This is a genomic window from Streptomyces sp. NPDC058008, from assembly GCF_042886395.1.
Lineage (GTDB): Bacteria > Actinomycetota > Actinomycetes > Streptomycetales > Streptomycetaceae > Streptomyces.
This window is the reverse complement of record NZ_JBHVQX010000041.1, coordinates 1-16495: the sequence shown is the minus strand read 5'-3', so window position 1 is coordinate 16495 and position 16495 is coordinate 1. Positions and strand designations below refer to the sequence as shown.

General features: G+C 67.0%; 12 protein-coding genes and 2 pseudogenes. 6 read left to right on the top strand and 8 right to left on the bottom strand.

The window, feature by feature from the left end:
* The first annotated feature begins 21 nt into the window (after window positions 1–21).
* Both ACFVS9_RS30485 and ACFVS9_RS30480 read left to right on the top strand, forming a co-directional pair.
* Window positions 22–987: an RNA polymerase sigma factor gene (locus ACFVS9_RS30485; protein WP_389937595.1), complete on the top strand. Its 966-nt coding sequence runs from the start codon at window positions 22–24 to the stop codon at window positions 985–987.
* 148 nt (window positions 988–1135) lie between these two features.
* Complete coding sequence (locus ACFVS9_RS30480) at window positions 1136–2074, top strand: alpha/beta fold hydrolase (protein WP_389937592.1); 939 nt, start codon at window positions 1136–1138, stop codon at window positions 2072–2074.
* Window positions 2075–2273: 199 nt separating this feature from the next.
* Here ACFVS9_RS30480 and ACFVS9_RS30475 read toward each other — a convergent pair whose 3' ends face one another.
* The 4 genes and pseudogenes from ACFVS9_RS30475 to ACFVS9_RS30460 all read right to left on the bottom strand — a co-directional run bounded on the left by ACFVS9_RS30475 (window position 2274) and on the right by ACFVS9_RS30460 (window position 7945).
* Window positions 2274–2657: a DUF6009 family protein gene (locus ACFVS9_RS30475; protein ID WP_383118693.1), complete on the bottom strand. Its 384-nt coding sequence runs from the start codon at window positions 2655–2657 to the stop codon at window positions 2274–2276.
* Between the two features lie 197 nt (window positions 2658–2854).
* A complete protein-coding gene (locus ACFVS9_RS30470; RefSeq protein WP_389937589.1) occupies window positions 2855–4405 on the bottom strand; it encodes a phage/plasmid primase, P4 family in 1551 nt (516 codons plus the stop codon).
* Window positions 4402–5403, bottom strand: coding sequence for a bifunctional DNA primase/polymerase (locus ACFVS9_RS30465; RefSeq protein ID WP_389937586.1), 1002 nt, complete (start codon window positions 5401–5403; stop codon window positions 4402–4404). Before ACFVS9_RS30465 ends, ACFVS9_RS30470 begins: the two co-directional genes overlap by 4 nt.
* A 2163-nt stretch (window positions 5404–7566) precedes the next feature.
* Window positions 7567–7945, bottom strand: a pseudogene (locus ACFVS9_RS30460) (hypothetical protein).
* Window positions 7946–9481: 1536 nt separating this feature from the next.
* Between ACFVS9_RS30460 and ACFVS9_RS30455 the strand changes: the two are divergent.
* Window positions 9482–9736, top strand: coding sequence for a hypothetical protein (locus ACFVS9_RS30455; RefSeq protein WP_389937582.1), 255 nt, complete (start codon window positions 9482–9484; stop codon window positions 9734–9736).
* Window positions 9737–10162: 426 nt separating this feature from the next.
* Window positions 10163–10467 (top strand): annotated as a pseudogene (locus ACFVS9_RS30450) (hypothetical protein).
* Here ACFVS9_RS30450 and ACFVS9_RS30445 read toward each other — a convergent pair.
* Together ACFVS9_RS30445 and ACFVS9_RS30440 are read right to left on the bottom strand one after the other, a co-directional pair.
* Window positions 10454–10699, bottom strand: a complete 246-nt coding sequence (locus ACFVS9_RS30445; RefSeq protein WP_389937580.1) for a hypothetical protein — start codon at window positions 10697–10699, stop codon at window positions 10454–10456. The pseudogene ACFVS9_RS30450 and the gene ACFVS9_RS30445 overlap by 14 nt on opposite strands.
* Before the next feature lie 81 nt (window positions 10700–10780).
* Entirely contained in the window at window positions 10781–11419 is a 639-nt protein-coding gene (locus ACFVS9_RS30440; protein WP_389937578.1) for a hypothetical protein, read from the bottom strand.
* 1593 nt (window positions 11420–13012) lie between these two features.
* On the opposite strand from ACFVS9_RS30440, the gene ACFVS9_RS30435 reads away from it, so the two are divergent.
* Entirely contained in the window at window positions 13013–13735 is a 723-nt protein-coding gene (locus ACFVS9_RS30435; protein ID WP_389937575.1) for a hypothetical protein, read from the top strand.
* 836 nt (window positions 13736–14571) lie between these two features.
* On the opposite strand, the gene ACFVS9_RS30430 is transcribed toward ACFVS9_RS30435, so the two are convergent.
* The gene (locus ACFVS9_RS30430) at window positions 14572–15132 is read right to left on the bottom strand and encodes a dihydrofolate reductase family protein (protein WP_383119068.1); all 561 of its coding nucleotides are present in this window, start codon (window positions 15130–15132) and stop codon (window positions 14572–14574) included.
* A 275-nt stretch (window positions 15133–15407) separates the two neighbouring features.
* Between ACFVS9_RS30430 and ACFVS9_RS30425 the strand changes: the two genes are divergently transcribed.
* Entirely contained in the window at window positions 15408–15785 is a 378-nt protein-coding gene (locus tag ACFVS9_RS30425; protein WP_389937572.1) for a hypothetical protein, read from the top strand.
* A gap of 110 nt (window positions 15786–15895) precedes the next feature.
* Here ACFVS9_RS30425 and ACFVS9_RS30420 read toward each other — a convergent pair whose 3' ends face one another.
* Window positions 15896–16033: a hypothetical protein gene (locus ACFVS9_RS30420; protein WP_389937569.1), complete on the bottom strand. Its 138-nt coding sequence runs from the start codon at window positions 16031–16033 to the stop codon at window positions 15896–15898.
* Window positions 16034–16495: the final 462 nt, after the last annotated feature.

Sequence of the window (16495 nt, the reverse complement as noted above, 5' to 3'; positions counted from 1 at the left end):
CGCCGTCGGAAAGGGCGGGGTATGAACGGGATACCGGGGGGCGCAGGGCCGGGCGAGGACGCGGCGCTGACGCGGGCCGCCCAGGCGGGGGACGTGTCTGCCCTGGCCCTGTTGCTGGAGCGGCACCGGCCCGGGATGCGCGCGGTCGCACTCAGTCTGCTCGGGCCCGGCACGGACGTGGACGACGTCCTCCAGGAAGCGGCACTCGTGGCGCTGCGGAGGATCGTGGACGTCCGCGACCCCGAGGCAGTGGGGGCCTGGCTGCGCATGGTGGTGCGCAACAGCTGCCGGACCCTGCTGCGGGCCTCCCAGCGGGTCGAGCCCATGGAGGACGTCCCGCTGCCGCCGGACCAGGTCACTCCCGAGCAGGTACTGCAGAGCCACGCGCTGCGGGACTGGATCTGGGAGGCCGTCGAGACGCTGTCACCGGCCCTGCGCCTTCCGGTCGTCCTGCGGTACTTCTCCACCGGGATCACCTCGTACCGGGAGATCGCCGAGGCCTGCGCCGTTCCTGTCGGCACCGTACGCAGCCGGCTGAGCCAGGCCCGCGCCACGCTGGCCCAGGCCCTGACCGCCACCGCGGCCACGGCGCACGAGGACGCGATCCGGCGGACGCGGGCCAGCTGGCTGGAGGCGCACGACACCCTCGCGGCCGCCGAGCGCGGCGAGTTCGGCAAGGTGGTCAAGGACCGCTACTCCGCCGACGTCGCCCTCCTCACCGGAGGGGAACGGCTCGGGGGCGCCGGCCTCCTGATGGCGGGGATGGACAGCGACCTCTCGGCAGGCGTGCGCCAGCGACCCGTCCACGTCGTGGCGGGCCGGTCCCTGGTCGTGTGGGAGATGGAACTGATCAACCCCACGGACGACCCTGACCACTGCCCCCCGGGCGTGGCCTGGATCATGACGCTGGACGGCGGCCGGTTCGACCGCGTCTCCCTCCACCACGCTTCCCGCCCGCAGGCCGAGTCCGTACCTCCCGCGGCCTGAGCAGGCGCCTCTCCCCACGTCGGCGGCCGTGCGCCGGGAAGTGTGCGCCGGGAAGTGTGCGCTGGATCACACCCGCACCACCGAACTTGTCGGCCCCCGGAACGTCATGTCGGTGTCACAGACACCTGCACAGCACACGGAGGCCTCGATGAACACGTCGGTCCAGCACGGCGACGGCACAGCACCCCGCACCGATCCCCTCTCCCCCGGCACCCACACCTTCCGGCTCGGCGCCCTGCTCCAGCGCTACCACGTCCACGGCAGCGGCCCGGTGTGCGTGGCGCACTCCGGCGGACCGGGCATCCACTACGAGTACCTGCGCATGCCCGCGCTCGAACAGCACCTGACCATGGTGTACGTCGAGCCCATCGGCACCACGCACGACAGCCGACTCCCCTCGCACCCGCACGGATACACCCGGGAGCGCTACAGCAAGTTCCTGGAGGTGCTCGTCAACCAGCTCGGTGTGCCCGAGGTGCACCTGCTGGGGCACTCGCACGGCGCGTTCGTGGCCGCCTACCACGCCCTGCACCGCTCCGATCGGCTGGCGGGCGTGGTGCTCTACGAGGGTGCGCCGGTCACCGGACCCGAGCACGGCGCGGAGGCCGGCCGCATGGTGGAGGCGTTCGCCGAGAAGCACGCCGGACACCCGGGACTGCCGGACGTGCTGGCGGCGTTCGGCGCGATGGCGAGCATCTCCGACGACGAGCAGACCGAGGCGGTGGCACGGGGTGTACTGCCGTCGTACTTCGCCGACTACTGGGGCGACGAGGAACGGCTGGCACCGCTCCGGGACGCCGTCCGGGCGACGTACATCTCAGGGCTGGACGAGGACCTCGCACCCGATGTCATCGACGATCGCGCCGCGCTGAAGGAACTGGCGGTGCCGGCTCTGGTCATCGTGGGCCGGCACGACGTGATCTGCGGCATGCGCTGGGGTCTCGAACTCCATGACCTCATCCCCGACTCACGGCTGCTGGTCCTTGAGCACAGCGGTCACCTGGGGCACGTGGAGGAACCGGAACTGTTCGCCGGAGCGGTCCGCGACTTCGTCCTGGAGACGGGCGCACGGAACACCGCCGGATAACTCGGAACGGTGCCGGTGCGGCGTGCGTGGGCCCGGTGGGAGCCCGCTCACGCCGCACCGGCCGCACGAGGAGATCATCCGCGTGCCGCCCGCGTGCCCTTCGCAGCCGGGACGCGCGTGCCCTGGAGGAGGGATCAGTACAGCCGCGAGGCACGAGGGGCCGCCCACCACGCCCTGCACGGGCCGCCGGAGGGGCGTCTCAGGGTGCCGATGTGGCTATGGCCCCGGAGCCGCACTGCGACCTGGGCGTCTTGGCTCCCGGCTTCTTCGGGGTGATGGTCCGCGGGTCGACCGCCTCCCCCGGGGCCCCCTCGCTGTACAGGCCGTCGGGCAGGCTGTCGCGGTCGTGCGGCAGCAGGAAGAAGACCCTGCGCTTGTACAGACCGCTGTCCGGGTCCGGGGACACGTCCTCGTCCAGCAGGGCGTACCCCACCATGCGTCCGTCGCGCGCGTAGGGCGGCTTGGTGTTCCGCCGCCTGGTCTTGTCCAGCGCCTGACGGACGTAGTCGAGCCGTTCGAGGTTCTCCAGCCACACCACCTCGGCCTCGTGGATGAGGTCGCTCTCGGTCAACAGCGAACTCATGGCTGCAGCCTCTCCTTCGTCGGCGTGCTCCCGGCCATGGGCATGGCGGGCTTCTGTCCGTGTCGCTCCGGCCCGCTCACCGTCGAGCGGCGGGCCCTTCCGCGGGGCCACCGCGAGCGTGGCCTACTCACCATCGTAGAACGCACGGCGAGCGCGGTGTAGGGCACATCGTGGAGAGACCGGACGTACGAGCGCCGTCATGCCTGCTCCAGCAGGGCGATGCCCGGATAGTATTTCCGTCCGTTCGACTTGATCATGTCGGTCGGAGAGGCCACGCCCACCTCCTGGCGGACCCGGTTGGCGAAGGTCCTGGGGCTGGCCGGGCGGATCCCCTCACCGGCGCTGCACCACGAGCTGTACTCCGAGAACAGCAGTCCCTGCTCCACCCTCAGATCGGAATCGGTGCTGCGCGTACAGCATTCGGCCAGGAAACGGCCGATGTGGTCCTCGGTGGTCGCGTAGGCCGTCGTCGCGATGCGAACCCTGTCAGGGCCCTCCAGAGGGTCCCGTGTGCGGAGGTAGCGCTTCGCCCCCTCGACGAGCCAGTGCAGGATGCCAGGGCCCTCGTCACGGACCAGCTCGAAGGCGAGGTTGTCGATCCTGCGGTGGGCCGGGACCGTGCGGGTGAACGGCAGCAGACGGATGCGGCGCCAGAACGCGAAACCGCCCGTGGAGACCTCCGGGCGGTGGTTGCCCAGCAACCACAGGTGGTGGGTGGGGGTGAAGGAGAAGTAGTCCTGCCGCATACGGCGGGCCTTGATCTTGTCACCACCCGTCAGGAGCCGGACGCGGGCTTCGTCGAACTTGTCGTTCGGCTTCAGCTCGCTGCACACGATCAGCCGCCGCCCGTGCAGTTCGGTCAGCTCCGTGGAGTGCTCCGAGAAGGCCCCACGGTCCATCAGGAACCCCGGAGGCGCCGCGTCCGCGTAGTCGCCCAGGATCTGGATCATGATGTCCAGCAGTACGGACTTGCCGTTCTTGCCCTCACCGTGCAGGAAGGGCAGCACCTGCGCGCCGACGTCACCCGTGATCGAGTAGCCGAGCATCAGGTGCAGGAAGTCGATCATCTCCTGGCCCTCGTCGTCGTCACCGAAGGTGTCGGCGAGGAACCGGTGCCAGCGAGGCGTCTCCACGTCCTGGGGGGCCACGCTGGTGGCGCGGGAGTGGAAGTCACGTGTGGGGTCGGGCTTGCGCAGGGAACCGGTGTGCAGGTCCACGACTCCGACGGGAGTGCACAGCGCGTACGGGTCCCCGTCCAGGGTGTCCGGGTCCAGCGAGATGTCCGGCGAAGCCCTCGCCTGGGTCAGCAGGGCCTTCAGCCCGGTCGTGGACAGCGTGCGGCGCTTGTGCTGCGCGAGTTCACGGTCGCTGAACACCCCCCGCTGGTCGGTGACGGGCATCTCCTCGGCCATCTCGCCCGCCGCCCACAGCGCGGCCTTCTCCCCTCCCCCGCGCTTCCACCGGTAGCCGTCCCAGGCGAACCAGCCCAGCCCCTCCACGTGACGGAACTGGTCGTGATGCATCTTCACGAAGAGACGGGCGTTTCCGCGGTCCGAGAGGGAGGGAGGCAGCAACGGGGCCGGGAAGGCGGTTCCGGCCACTGAGGACGGCACAGGAGGGCTTACGGAGCCCTGTGCGGGCAGACGGGCGGGGCCGGCGGCCACAGCGGCGGCGGACTCCAGGTCGAGCATCTGCTGAGCGGCCGCCTGCGGATCGAAACGTGGTGAGCCTTCGGCGCTGCTGCTCATGGACGTCCTTTGAGGTGGAGAGGGCGAACGGACCCTACGGCAAGGGCGTCGTCGACGATCTTTTCATTTCGGGGTTGCTGCCAAGGCCGGGCGTAGTGGGCGACACGGACAAGTCGGTCGCGGATGGCGGTGTGGTCGAGATGCCCGGCCCCGACCAGGCCACCGGCCGTGTAGGCGGCGCGATTGAGCTTCTCCGTGAAACCCGTCCCCTCGGCGGCCGCCGCACACTCGGCGACCAGGGAGACAAGCGGTTCCAGCAGCTGCTCGGCGGAAGCGACCCGCCGCCGGACTCCTGAGGGCGCAACGGGGGCGGGGGCCACGTCCGGCGGGGCGACGGAGGCCTGAGGCTCGATCACATGTCCCGTACGACGCAGCTCACACCGAAGCCAGTCGGGAAGCAGCGCCGGACGCCGCGCCGCGCCCTCGGCACGGTAGACACCCTGCGTGGTCCGAGTCCCCGGCGCGATGATGTAACCCCCGCTGGCCCGCACATCCACCTGCCAGGCGAGCGCCGTGTGCCGGGCGGAGCCGGTCGAACACCTGTACCGGGGCGAGCCCTCGGGGATCCGGTACCAGACGTGCAGTCCCCCCGAAGGCGTACGCACCCGCAAGGTGTCTTCGTCCTGCGCGGGCGAGGTTTCTCCCCGGTACGCCGCCAGCAGGGCCAACGTGTCGAAACCTGAGGCCAGTCCGCGCAGCTCCACCTGCTCGGGGATGGAGATGCCCGGCAGCACCTGTCCCCGGGCCGGGGCCAGGACCTGGTGGGCGTCGATGTCGATGACCACGAGTCCTGCGGGACCGCAGGCGACACCCACCCCGGGCTCCGGGACGGCGGACCACCAGTGTTCGACGAGGTCCGCGTCGGTCGTGGCGGCATGGAAACCGTGGCAGGGGCGCCCGGCCTGGAGGCACGGGCAGGTCGAGGGCTCGTGCTTGCGGCCTGAACAGGAGGCACAGTTCCTGACAGGGGTCTTCCGGCCCGGCGCCAGAGGGTGCACGGGCCAGCCCTGGCCGGCACACCACCGCGCGACCTCCCGCGGCGACCCGGGCACGGCGCTGCCTGCCCTGACGCGGCCCTCACCTTCGCGCGGTACGGGAATGGTCCTCGTCACCTCTGTCTGCCCGATCACTTCACCACATCCTGACGTGGGCGGTTGCCCCTGCCAGGGACCAAAGGGACTCTGATGCGAAAAAAGTGTAAGGGCCGCGATCAGAAAAAGTGAGGCGGTTCGGCCCGCGTGCCGTTTCTATCAGTTCCTTGGGTCCCTTGGGTCCCTGGGCTGGCATCCCGGTCCCACCCTAGGGGCTGAAGGGACCGAAGAGTGCGGAGGGCTTCGTCCACCGGAGAGCCGTCGATCGGCTGCCGAAAACGGTCATCCGGGAGGGAACGAGGGACCCAGGGTCCAGGGACCGAAGCGCAGGGTCTGTAAAAACGGACGGTCCCTACCCCATCTTGGGGAATAACCGCAGGTCAGAGCGTTGCCCTTCTCAGAAGCAGGGACTGTAGGGACTGAACTCCGCCATTATGAGCTGTACAAGAGTATTTCCTTTCACATACGTACGCGCGTATGAATACATGTCTTGTCTACGTCATAATGGGGAAGTTAAGTCCCTCCAGTCCCTAACTGGCCCTGGTTCAACGCTCTGACCTGCACAGATACCAGGGACCGAGGCTCAGGAACCGAAAGTCCCTCAGACCCTTGGACCCTGCCGTTCAGACCCTGAGTCCCTGTACGACCCGCCCGGACGGGATCCGTCGCCTGCTGAGGGACGCTCAGGCCGAGGGCAGCTGAACCTTCTGGGTCCCTGCCGCGTTACGTTGATGAGCGGTACGCGCTCTTCTCCCAGGGTCCCTTCGCGTTTTCAGTCCCTGGGACTGGCGTGGTTGCCGACAGCCCGATACACCTGGTTTTGGGTTTTTAACATTTTTTTGCCCGAGTGGTCGTCTTACTGACGGTTGGGCCCCTGCCTGGGCGTGGCTGTGTGGCGTGCGCAGGTCTAGGGAGCGGAACAGGCCGTTCCTTCGGTGGTCCGGAGGCGGTGTGCCCTGACGGCGTCGGGCGTGGTGCTGCGTGCCGGAGCACGTTTTCAGGGCACTTCTGGCTGGGCGGTCTGTGAAGTGACCTGTGCTGCTGATCAGGCGCCTTGGCGGGAGTTGTTGGCGCGGGTCCGACTTCGTCGGGACCTCAGGCTGTTGCTCTGCTCCGCAGGCCCCAGACCTGGTCCAGCGTCAGCCCCATGGTGCGGATCGAGGGTGCGCTGACTCAGTTCTCGCTGTTGCGGGCGGGGCCTGCTTTTCGAGGTGCTGCGGATCCGCTTGGTACGGCCGGCTCCGGCACGAACCCCGGCAGCCTCGGTGATCGTCCCGGCCGCGGCCCGGAGCTGGAGTCGGCCGGATGACGCGAGCAGGTTCTCTGATTGCCAGGGCAGCTTGAGCTCGATGGCACGGAAGAGTAACCACTCCCCCAGGCGCTGAGCCAGAAAAAGGGTGGTCGATCGCTGTCTGGGCCATCACCTGCGCCCATTGCTCATGGGTGGCATGGGCGTAAAGGTCGGAGGCCCGACGAACTGAGTGCCGCCCTACGCCGGACTGAGCCACTGTCTGGTCCGGATCAGTGAGTACGAGACTGACCAGGTCGACCTCATCCTGGGCAGCAACGTGCTTCAACTTGTCGAGATAAAACACGAAACGGGCATGTTCGTATAAGTGCTGAGGGATGCCGTGGGTGTTCATGCGGCTGTGCTTCTCGCGCTCGACCAGCGCGGACCAGGGAACTCCAGATGTGCTCCGATGATTGCGCACCGTCGTGTTGAGGCGGCCTCGGTCGGCTCAACACCATCGCAAGGCCGGCCGCAGGGCTGCTGCCCGCGCTGTGCGTGCCCTTGTTGAGGAGCTTGTCCGTGCAGGTAGCACGTAGAGCAGTGGCAGCGCCTCCGTGCTCATCGGCTTCGGCCGACAACCCGACCAAGTGCCGGTTGACTTCCGCTCCCAGTGCTGCGGCCAGCATCCCCCGTGCGCTTCCCGCACGACCTCGCCGATCAGGGAGCCTTGACTCGGTGGAGTCGTTGTCCGTGACGACGCTGAGCACGGGCCTGCTCGCAGACCTTACGGATCATCTGGGAAGGTACGTCCTCCCTCCGGACGCTCTGCCGAAACCGATTCACAACTGAGCATTGGCCTCGAGGGGCTTGGGCAGTCGCTCAAAGATCTCGGTGAACTCATCATTTTCGATCAATCCAGCGATCGCAGCGGTCATCTTATGGATAGCGGTGTCCCGGATGATCAGGTCGTCCGAGACCCAGAAGTACCGGCCCTCGAGAGCAGAGCTTCATCAGGCGCTCGACTTCCCCGACTGTGAACACGGTCGCGGTCCAACGAGACCGGTCCCTCAGAGGCACCAAGACATCGACGTTGCAGACCATGTCCAGTTCCTCCCCCTCGCCGGGAAGGAACGAGGCCTCGAAATCTTCTGTGCGGACCTGGTACCACGGTTCGCCCCACCCCTCCTCGATACGCTGAGTCGATGGGCTGCGGTTCAGCGCGTGAGTGTCCCTGACAGGGATGCCGGTCTCAACCGGAAATCCTCTGCCGTGCTGGCTCCAGTGGTAGCCAGGGCTCGGGACGTAGGTCCGTACGTCGGGCAGTGGTGGTCTCCCCCACTCTGGGATGGCCGCGTGTCAGGTCGCGCCCTCGCCTTACGGAGTTTCCCGAGCCAGCGAGCGGGCTGTCCGTGCTGGGCGCTTTCCGATCGATTCGTCGGAAAGCATGCTTTGCTCCGTTTCATGACATGTAGCGAGGCTCGATGAGCGGTGTATGGGGAGGAGGGACGGTCCAGGGCAAGAGCTGCACGCTCACGGGAAGGTTCCCGCAGACGACCGTCGATGGGCGGCCCGCCGTCAAGCGTGACGTTTGAAGCCCTCTGGGACAGCGTCACTTCAGCTGTCAGGCGATAGGGCGCACGCCGATTCACACAGGCCAGGTCCTCGAACTCGCCCTTGAGGTAACGGCTCCGTGGAGCCCCCAAGTTCCTTGCCAGAGCCCACAACTTGCCCCTGACCCCAGGGGCTTTGGCGCAGGGCTGTGGCTGGGACCTATTACGCCGTAATAGGTCCCAGCCAGAAGGGAAGGTGGGCAGGGCTTTGCCCAGGAGGGCGAAAGTCCCAGCGAGGAGTTCCAAACGCTCTGTCCCTTCTGCTGTTTGATCGCTGTGGCCAGGGTGGGTAAGGGTCGTGTGACATGAGTCCGTCTGCTCGCTCGCCCTACCGTTCCATGCGCTTGATCGTCCGCAACGTTTTCTTCCACCTGGTCTCTGAACGCGAGGTTCGCGCGTCGATGTCTCTCCAGCCGTCGTTGATGTCACCGACTGCTATCCGGATTGCCGTGCTTGGTTCCCGTACGCCAGGATCGGACGATGTCCCGATCAGCAGGCCCGCACACTGCCGACCCGTGCCCTCAGTGCTTCGCGGAAGCGGCCCGTCCGGGTATCCCGATGACGGTTGAGGGATGCGAGGTGGTCGGCTACCTCTGCGAGAAGTGCACGCATACGTGGACCCGGCCGGTCGAGGGTGATCTGGAGATCTATGACATCGTCAGGGTGGATCTCCCCCACGCCACGCTCTACGGGACCGTTTGGCAGCTGGAACGAGACCGTGTCCTGGTACGCGGCTCGGGTGGTCAGTGGCTGCTTTGGGCTGAGCGCTGGCGACTCATCCTCTACTGATGCTTAGCCGACGTGCTGAGAAGGATGTGTCGAGACGGGGCAGCTGGTCGCACGGAGACTCCTGCTTTGCGGTGACGTTGCCGGCATCCCCCTCGTTGAGGGCGTTGAGATTGATGAGGCTCTTCAGCTTGGCGCTGGTGCCTACGACGTTCTTACGATCGTTTCGACATGAGCTGGTGGGGCGCATGGCATCGGGATCCGTTGGCGGATGCGGACTGGTGCTCCGTGACGGGATCTACCGCCGCAGTACGGTCGGTGGCATCCGGTCCAGGGGCTCTTCCGGCGCTGGCAGCGCGAGGGGTCGGGGCAGCGGTACCGACCCCTCGCGCTGTAGGCCCAGGCGGATGCCACTGGTGTGATCACCTGGGACATGAAGGCCGAGTTCACGAGCTGCCGGGCCCATCAGCACGCGGCCGGTGCCCGGCGGGACAGCCGGGCACAGAAGGAACCGCCTGGTGGCAACCTGACCGAACCGGACGATCACGGCCTGGGCCGGTCCCCAGGGTGGACCACGAAGATTCATCTGGCCTGCGAGCGAAAGCAGGAGCCGCTGCCGCTGCTGATCACCGCAGGGCAGTGGGTGACAGCCCGCAGTTCAGGGCGGCGCTGAAAGCCATCCATCCGGGTTCCCCTTTTCGGGCTGGGACGGCCGCGGGTTCGTTCGTTGCGAGTGTGAGACGACGAGGCATGTTCATCGCGCGAACCGTCCGTATCTGCGGCGGCGCGGGATCCGCTGCCCGATCCCGGAAGCGGCCGACTGATCAGGTCTGCCCCCGCCAACGCCGGGGAACAGTCGGTGGGAGCCTCCGACCGATGACCGCGAGGACAACAAGGCGCGGCTCGCGGTCGAGTGCGGCATCAGTCGGCTGAAACGTAACCGGGCTGTGGCCACACAGTTCGACGAACTCGGGGTGCGATGCGCGGCGACCGTCCTCATCGCCGCGATTGACGCATGGCTCTGACCCTGCCTGAAGTGTCAGCGGCGCGTGCCCTCCTGACCGGGATCAGGTCAGCGGGCTGTGAGCAGACCGCGTCGATGGGAGCTGCGTACTTCCGGGCCGAGAGCGAGAGCGGCGACCACATCGAAGGCCCCTCCGGGGACGCACTGTTCATACTGATCGGCGACCTCAACAGCTCGGGCAACACCTTCGTCGCCATCCAGCCCGACGAGGACGACCCGGCCTGGTTCACCTCGGCCGCCGTCCTGGACGAAGGCGGCCGAGGTCGCCCGGCGCGACACCACCCCGCCGCGAACACGATCTCGTCACCGAGACGCGCATCGATCGGATCGCCCGCGGCCTCACGAGCTGGTTGGCCGCCCGCAGTATCAGCGCTCGCTGACCTCGCTCTCACCGCGGCGTCGTATACCTGCCACCTGTTCCCGTATTGCCGCAGCCTCTGCCCTGGCTCTATCGCGGTCCTCCTCGAAGTTCAGCACACAGGCCAACGTGTCCAAGGCCCCAGCGATCCTCTCCCGCCAGTCAGCGAACTCGACGAGATCCCCGTCGGACGGCTTCTGCGACTTCACTGAGCGGAGAAGGCGCAGAGCGTGCTTGAGCGCGGGGTCAACCACCAGGATTCCTTCAACGGGTAAACAGTCGACTCCATCGTGCACTACCTCCCGAACACGGCCCAGGTCAGCCGCCGTGAAGGGTCACCGACCGGTGGACGACCGTCCCAGCGCGGTCTGCGCATCGACTGCCGCGAGCACAGTGTCAGCCAGTTCCTCGGCGGACCGTCCACCGCCTACGTCGATGCGAGCCAGCCCCAGCCTGTCGATGGCCTCGATCATCAGTGTCTGGTAGCGCTCCGTGCGGGCCAGGAACTTGTCCATCAGGACCCGTTCCTCGTCTGCGGTTGCGTGATAGCGGCCCGCAGCGTGAACGCGCGCACGCACGTGGGTGCCGTCGATGGTGAGCCACGCGGCGGCCGTGTGCGGGACCTGTAGCCCCGCGACGCGGACGGGCCAGAGTGCCGACCCCTCCAGGACCAGGCCCGTACTGCCGCGGCTGCCGGTCGCACGGGCGGTGATCAGCTCTTCGATACGGGGCCAGAGCCGATCGTAGTGGTCGAGCACAGACGTGATCAGTTCGTCCACCGTCAGCGATCCGTAGTGCTCAGCGACGTGCGCCGGCACCTCCCACTCCGATGTTCTCCAGGGTCGACCGGGGTGCCGGGCCATCGCGTCGGTGCTCAGGCACTCGAACCCAAGTCTTTCCGCCACCACTTGGGCGATGGTCGACTTCCCGACGTTCGACGTCCCGCCGATCAGAACCACTCGTACATCACGCACTCGACGACCTTACTGATCCCTCGGGGGCGGTGCGCGCAGTCGGCCAGACCCGCAGTCCGGACACTCGGCGTATCTCGGGTGGGAGAGCCCGCAGTGGTCACGAAGCTCACGTCTTGAACCCGGGGCCGCACCTGGACGTACCCCTCCGTCTTTGGCCAAGGGAAACGGAGTGCGTTGGGTCCGGGATCCGGTCACCCTGGCGAGGTGGCTGATCTGCTGTGGGATGACATGAAGTACATCTTCGAGCCGGACTCGATGGGGTCCCTGCCAGGCGTGCGTGTTCCGGGTGCCTCGGTCAAGGACTGGAAGGCGGGTCTCGATCTTGCCGCCGAGAGGTGCTGGACGTACGAGGCTTCGAAGGCTAGGCGGTTCTTCCGGTGCCCAGGGCGGAGGCCGTGTCAGCGTCCGGTCGGTCGGCAGAACGTGCAGCGGCTGGACCAGCCGCTGCACGTTCTGGTCGAGGCACAAACCGCGGTGGTGAGATCAACGGGGACGGTTCCCATGATCCCGCGCCGATCTCAGTGCGCTCCAAGCCCCTGAGGTACGCGTCCGTAAGCCTCTCCACTCCCGCGCTCCGGAGCCGATCAAAGCAATACGGGCGAGGTTGGGAGTAGTCCGGCCGCCCGGTGAAGGTGGAGCCCGCGGTGAGGCTTTCGGGCCCTCTCGCGGAGGTCCCGTGACATGGACGCCGACCGGAGACCTATTACGCCGTAATAGGTCTCCGGGCCTGAGTGACTCACAGGGTCCCGGCTCCCCCGCTGCCGCGCGTTGCTCTGCGGCGTTGGCTGCGGAGTAGGGAGGGCGTTCACCTCCACGAGGGAGAAGATCCTCGGTGGTCAACGGATGAGATGGCCTTGGTTGGCTATTACGGCGTAATAGCCAACCAAGACGCTGGGCTGCCAAGTCGGTACCTGAGCGGGTGCCGCCGTTGTTCGCCACAGCCGGGAGGGTGGGGCCCGGACTACGGACCGTGGCTTCCTTGCGTTCCTCACTCCTCCACTCCCCCGCTCAGGTAGCGAGGGGAACGGCCGTCGCTACCGTGTCCTTGCAGGACCGGGGAGACCAACGGGACCGGCGACGTTGCTGCGCGGTGTCTTCGAGCCGTCGTAGATCGCGGTCAACCGGCGCCTCGGGCGGGCTCTCCGCCTTGGCCATGAGGCCACCACCTTCACTGCGAGCGCTTCCCTTGCTGGCGGGAGAACTGTCGCGACAGCCAAGCGCTACCTATCGCCGTTCTTCTGAGGAAGAGGCCTCTCCGCTCCCCTGCTTTCCGGCGTCGGGCCGTCCGTCGGCGAATTGCTCTGCCGTCACAGAAGGCGCCCCAGGCAGTCGGGCTGGGGATCGGAGGGACGGTGAGCACTCGACCAGCAATGCTCCGGCCCATTGCGGCATGAAGATCGTGCCCAGGGCAGCCCTCTCCCCCGGTCCAGCATTGCCGCGCTCGCATGTCCGCCGATTCGCCCTTCGTGCCGATGCCGTCCTCGCTCCCCCTGCGAACCGGAACGGTCAGGCGCTTCCCCCGCTCCAGCTGCCCGCTTCCTTCAGCAAGAAGCTGGAGCGGGGTCGACGGCCTCCGTGCGGTTGAATGCCCAGGTGGTGAACTGGGCTCAGATGTACGACTGCTACGGGGACGTCGATCGCGTCCCTGCGCTCCTGGCGCGTGCCGAGCGTGAGGACGACACGGGGACATGGGACGAGCTGGGCTACCGGCTGATCCTTGAGCACGACATGGTGTTCCCGGCCAGTTTCGCGGCGCTGCCTCTTCTGGTGGAGATGGCGTCACGGAGCCCCCGGGCGCAGGGTCTGGCTGGGGCGATCGTTCAACGCGCGGCAGGGAGCCACGGCTGCGACGATCTGCTGGCTGGTTGTGCCGCAGCGATCGGCGCTTTCCGTGAGCTGCTGGACCGGTACGTGCGGTCAAAGCCGGACGACTACCTCGCAGCCTTTCGCGACTTGATAGCGGCGGAAGGGCACTACCACTGGAGTGCGGTCCTGGGGGACTTCGCGGATGACTTCTACCAGGTCGACTGCCCGCACTGTGCTGTGGAGGTGACGATCGCCATCGGTGGGTACGGGCGCTACTCGGCGATCCGGGACTGGAACCTGGGGGACATGGACCGACGTGACCTGAGGCCGGCCTCCCCCGAGGAACTCTCCGGCGTCGGTCGATGGATGCACGAGACCGTCGTCCGTGACAGGGAAATGGTGCTCGCCGACGGAATCGCCCATCTCTTCGGCCGGGCGGAATGCCCACGTTGCGCGAGCGTCTTCAAGATCGCGGATGAGTACGCGGCTGCCCATTGTCCGGTCATGTGAAGGACGTGACTGCCGCCCAGGGCGTTGTAGGGCTTCTCCCCGGAGAGTCTGCTGCCCCTCTGCCGACCCCCTTCGGTGGGCGTACTCCGCACCCTCCCCGAGCTGACGGGACAGGGGACCGGACCGAATCTGCTCCAGCGGATGAGGCCGTCAGCATCGGTGTCTTTCCGTGCGGCCCTCAGAATTGCGGGCCCCAGGTGGTGGGCCGTTGATCGGCCTCGGACCGAAGTGGTGGTCCGGCTGCCCCCGAAGGGGATGGCCACGCTCAGCGTGGGAGAGCGTCCCGGAGCCGGAGCAGGGAACGCTGATCACCGAGCGGTGAGGCTCAACCGCCTGCCCTGGCCTGTACGACCCGGCGGATCTGCGGCTCCAACCCGATCCTGTGCCTCGTCAGAACAATCTCCCCGCTCACACCGCTGACTGCGACGGCCTGGCACCAAGCTGGTCATGCGATCCAGCGGAGAGGTGCCCAAGGCAGTTGGGTCGCAGTCTGGGGTGGGGATCCTGGGGTGGGCTATTACGCCGTAATAGCCCACCCCAGACGCTTGACCTACTGGTGGCTCGGGCGGTCATTTCGCGTCGCGGGGGAGGGAGATGCACCATCCGTCGTCAGCATCCCGTCGTTGGCATTCTCCAGGTGCTCGACAGGGGTCCCCAAGGTCTGGGTACAGGTTGCTGGAATCTGATCTGTGACGGGTGGCGGGGTGTGGTGTCGGCCGGTCAGGAGGCCGGCGGAATGGCCTGCCGCGACCTCACGAACTGGGTGGCCGCCTGGCAACGTCGCCAAGCGGCCCCAGCCTCTGCCCACCTGCCATCGGCAGCTATGAGGAGCGGGCCTAGCGCGTCACGCGGTAGCGGAGGTAGACGATCTTGGAGTTGAAGTTGCGCGTCTCGACGAGTTCGAGATCCACCCTGCGCTCGTGCTGGGGGAAGAACGGAGTGCCACCGCCCACCAGTACCGGGTAGACCATGATCTGGTACTCGTCGATCAGACCGGAGGCGGCTGCCTCGGCAGCGAGGGTCGCGCCGCCGATCGCGATATCGCCGCCCGGCTCCGCGCGCAGTCGCTCGATCTCCTCGGCCACGCTGCCGGAGGCCAGACGAGCAGCGCCCTGTACAGACGACAAGGTGGTGGAGAACACCACCTTCGGGAGCGGATTCCAGAGCGAGATCCATTCCCGCTGGGCGTCGTCGAGCGACGGATCCTGATCGGCGGTCTCCCAGTACAGCATCGTCTCGTACAGTCGCCGCCCCATCAGGTGGACGCCTACGCCTCGGATTTCGTCGATCCAGAAGCGAAAGACCTCGTCGTCGGGCGCCGTCCAGTTGAAGGTGCCGTCCGGCCCGACGATGTAGCCGTCAAGCGAGGCGCTCATCGAATAGGTCACGCTGCGCATCAGGTCCTCCTTGGGAACGGGTTCGACACTAGGACCGCCGACCACCACAGAATTCATCGCCGCTCGCGGTACGTCTTCAGATCTGCCCGCTCCAAGCAGGTCTCTCATGACCCGAGCAGGGGACTCACGAGCTCACGAAGGACGATGCCCCTTCGCAGAACACGGTCCTTCTCTGCACTTCAGCCGATCGAGTGGTCAGTGCCTCTGGTGACCAATGCCGGGCTGCAGGAGGAATCGCTTGGACCTCGGTTGCTTGGCCGTGATCCACTGGGATCATGAGCTTGTCCGTGGATGTTTTCGTCGTCGGTGAGGACGGCCAGGTGAACGTGCTTGACGTCCCCGAGGGCAGTTCGGACCTCGCGGGCTTCGAACGCTGGCGTACTTCGGTGTGGGGTTCCGAGGCCGTTCGCTCACTGGGCGCGAGCTTCTTTCCGGTTCTGGCCAGCGGTGACTTGAAGGTGCTTCCGGAGCAAGTGGGGGAATTCCTGACCGAATGCGCCTTGATCCGCAGCAACCTCGAAGTTGTGGCCCCGCGCACTGATCCGTCGAAAACGCACGCCGAGTACGTCTGGCAGATCGCGGAGCGGCTGAGGAATATCGAGGACGCGGCCGAGCGGGCGCGAGGCGTCGCTGGCGGTGTGCTGATCTGGTAGCACGTGTCGCTACGAATGTCGCTCATCCGGACGGTGATCACTGGCCCTCCTCGGGGCGTGGGCGTGGGATACCGAGGTTGGTGGCGGGTCTCTTGGTGAGGCGGGCGGCTTCAACCTGTTTGGCGCGGAGGAAGGTCAGGGTCGAGTACGGCGTACGCCGGGTGCTGGGTCTCCAGCTGAACGACCGAGCCGACGCGGGGCAGGACAGCCCGCCCCTCCATCAGCTGGTTGCGCAGGTGCGACGTCACACAGAACTCCTTGGGCAGTCGGACATCGCAGTGCCCAACGACCTCAAGAAGGTGCAGTTAACACACCAGCTGTTGCAGGTGCGCTCCCTGTTGCTCCATTCCGGACAAGGCCGATACAGGGTCCTGCTGAGTGTCAGCGGTAGGGCCGGTCCGGAAGAGGCCGGCCTCCGTCCCCCAACTCGGCGAGCGTTGGGAGCGTCAGAACCTACGAGTGGGCATCAGCGTGGCGCTGGGATCGGGGTCGATGTTGAGCTGGAGAGCGACATCGTGCCTGCGGCGCCAAGGGGTGTGGCGGATCGGACGAGGGTCGCCGGCACGACCACTCGGTGGTCCGGTACTGGATCAGCCCGAGGGGCCCGGCCGGTTACCTTCGGCAGTTGTCTTTGGTCGCCCCGGCGAGGATCACTGGGTCGTTTCTGGTGGCGGGTGTGCTCGCTGACCTATTACTCCGTAATAGGTCAG

Excerpts from the sequence above, each read along its gene's own strand:
- ACFVS9_RS30485 (WP_389937595.1), top strand. The coding sequence starts at position 22 with ATGAACGGGATACCGGGGGGCGCAGGGCCGGGCGAGGACGCGGCGCTG.
- ACFVS9_RS30480 (WP_389937592.1), top strand. The coding sequence starts at position 1,136 with ATGAACACGTCGGTCCAGCACGGCGACGGCACAGCACCCCGCACCGAT.
- ACFVS9_RS30475 (WP_383118693.1), bottom strand. The coding sequence starts at position 2,657 with ATGAGTTCGCTGTTGACCGAGAGCGACCTCATCCACGAGGCCGAGGTG.
- ACFVS9_RS30470 (WP_389937589.1), bottom strand. The coding sequence starts at position 4,405 with ATGAGCAGCAGCGCCGAAGGCTCACCACGTTTCGATCCGCAGGCGGCC.
- ACFVS9_RS30430 (WP_383119068.1), bottom strand. The coding sequence starts at position 15,132 with ATGCGCAGCGTGACCTATTCGATGAGCGCCTCGCTTGACGGCTACATC.
- ACFVS9_RS30425 (WP_389937572.1), top strand. The coding sequence starts at position 15,408 with ATGAGCTTGTCCGTGGATGTTTTCGTCGTCGGTGAGGACGGCCAGGTG.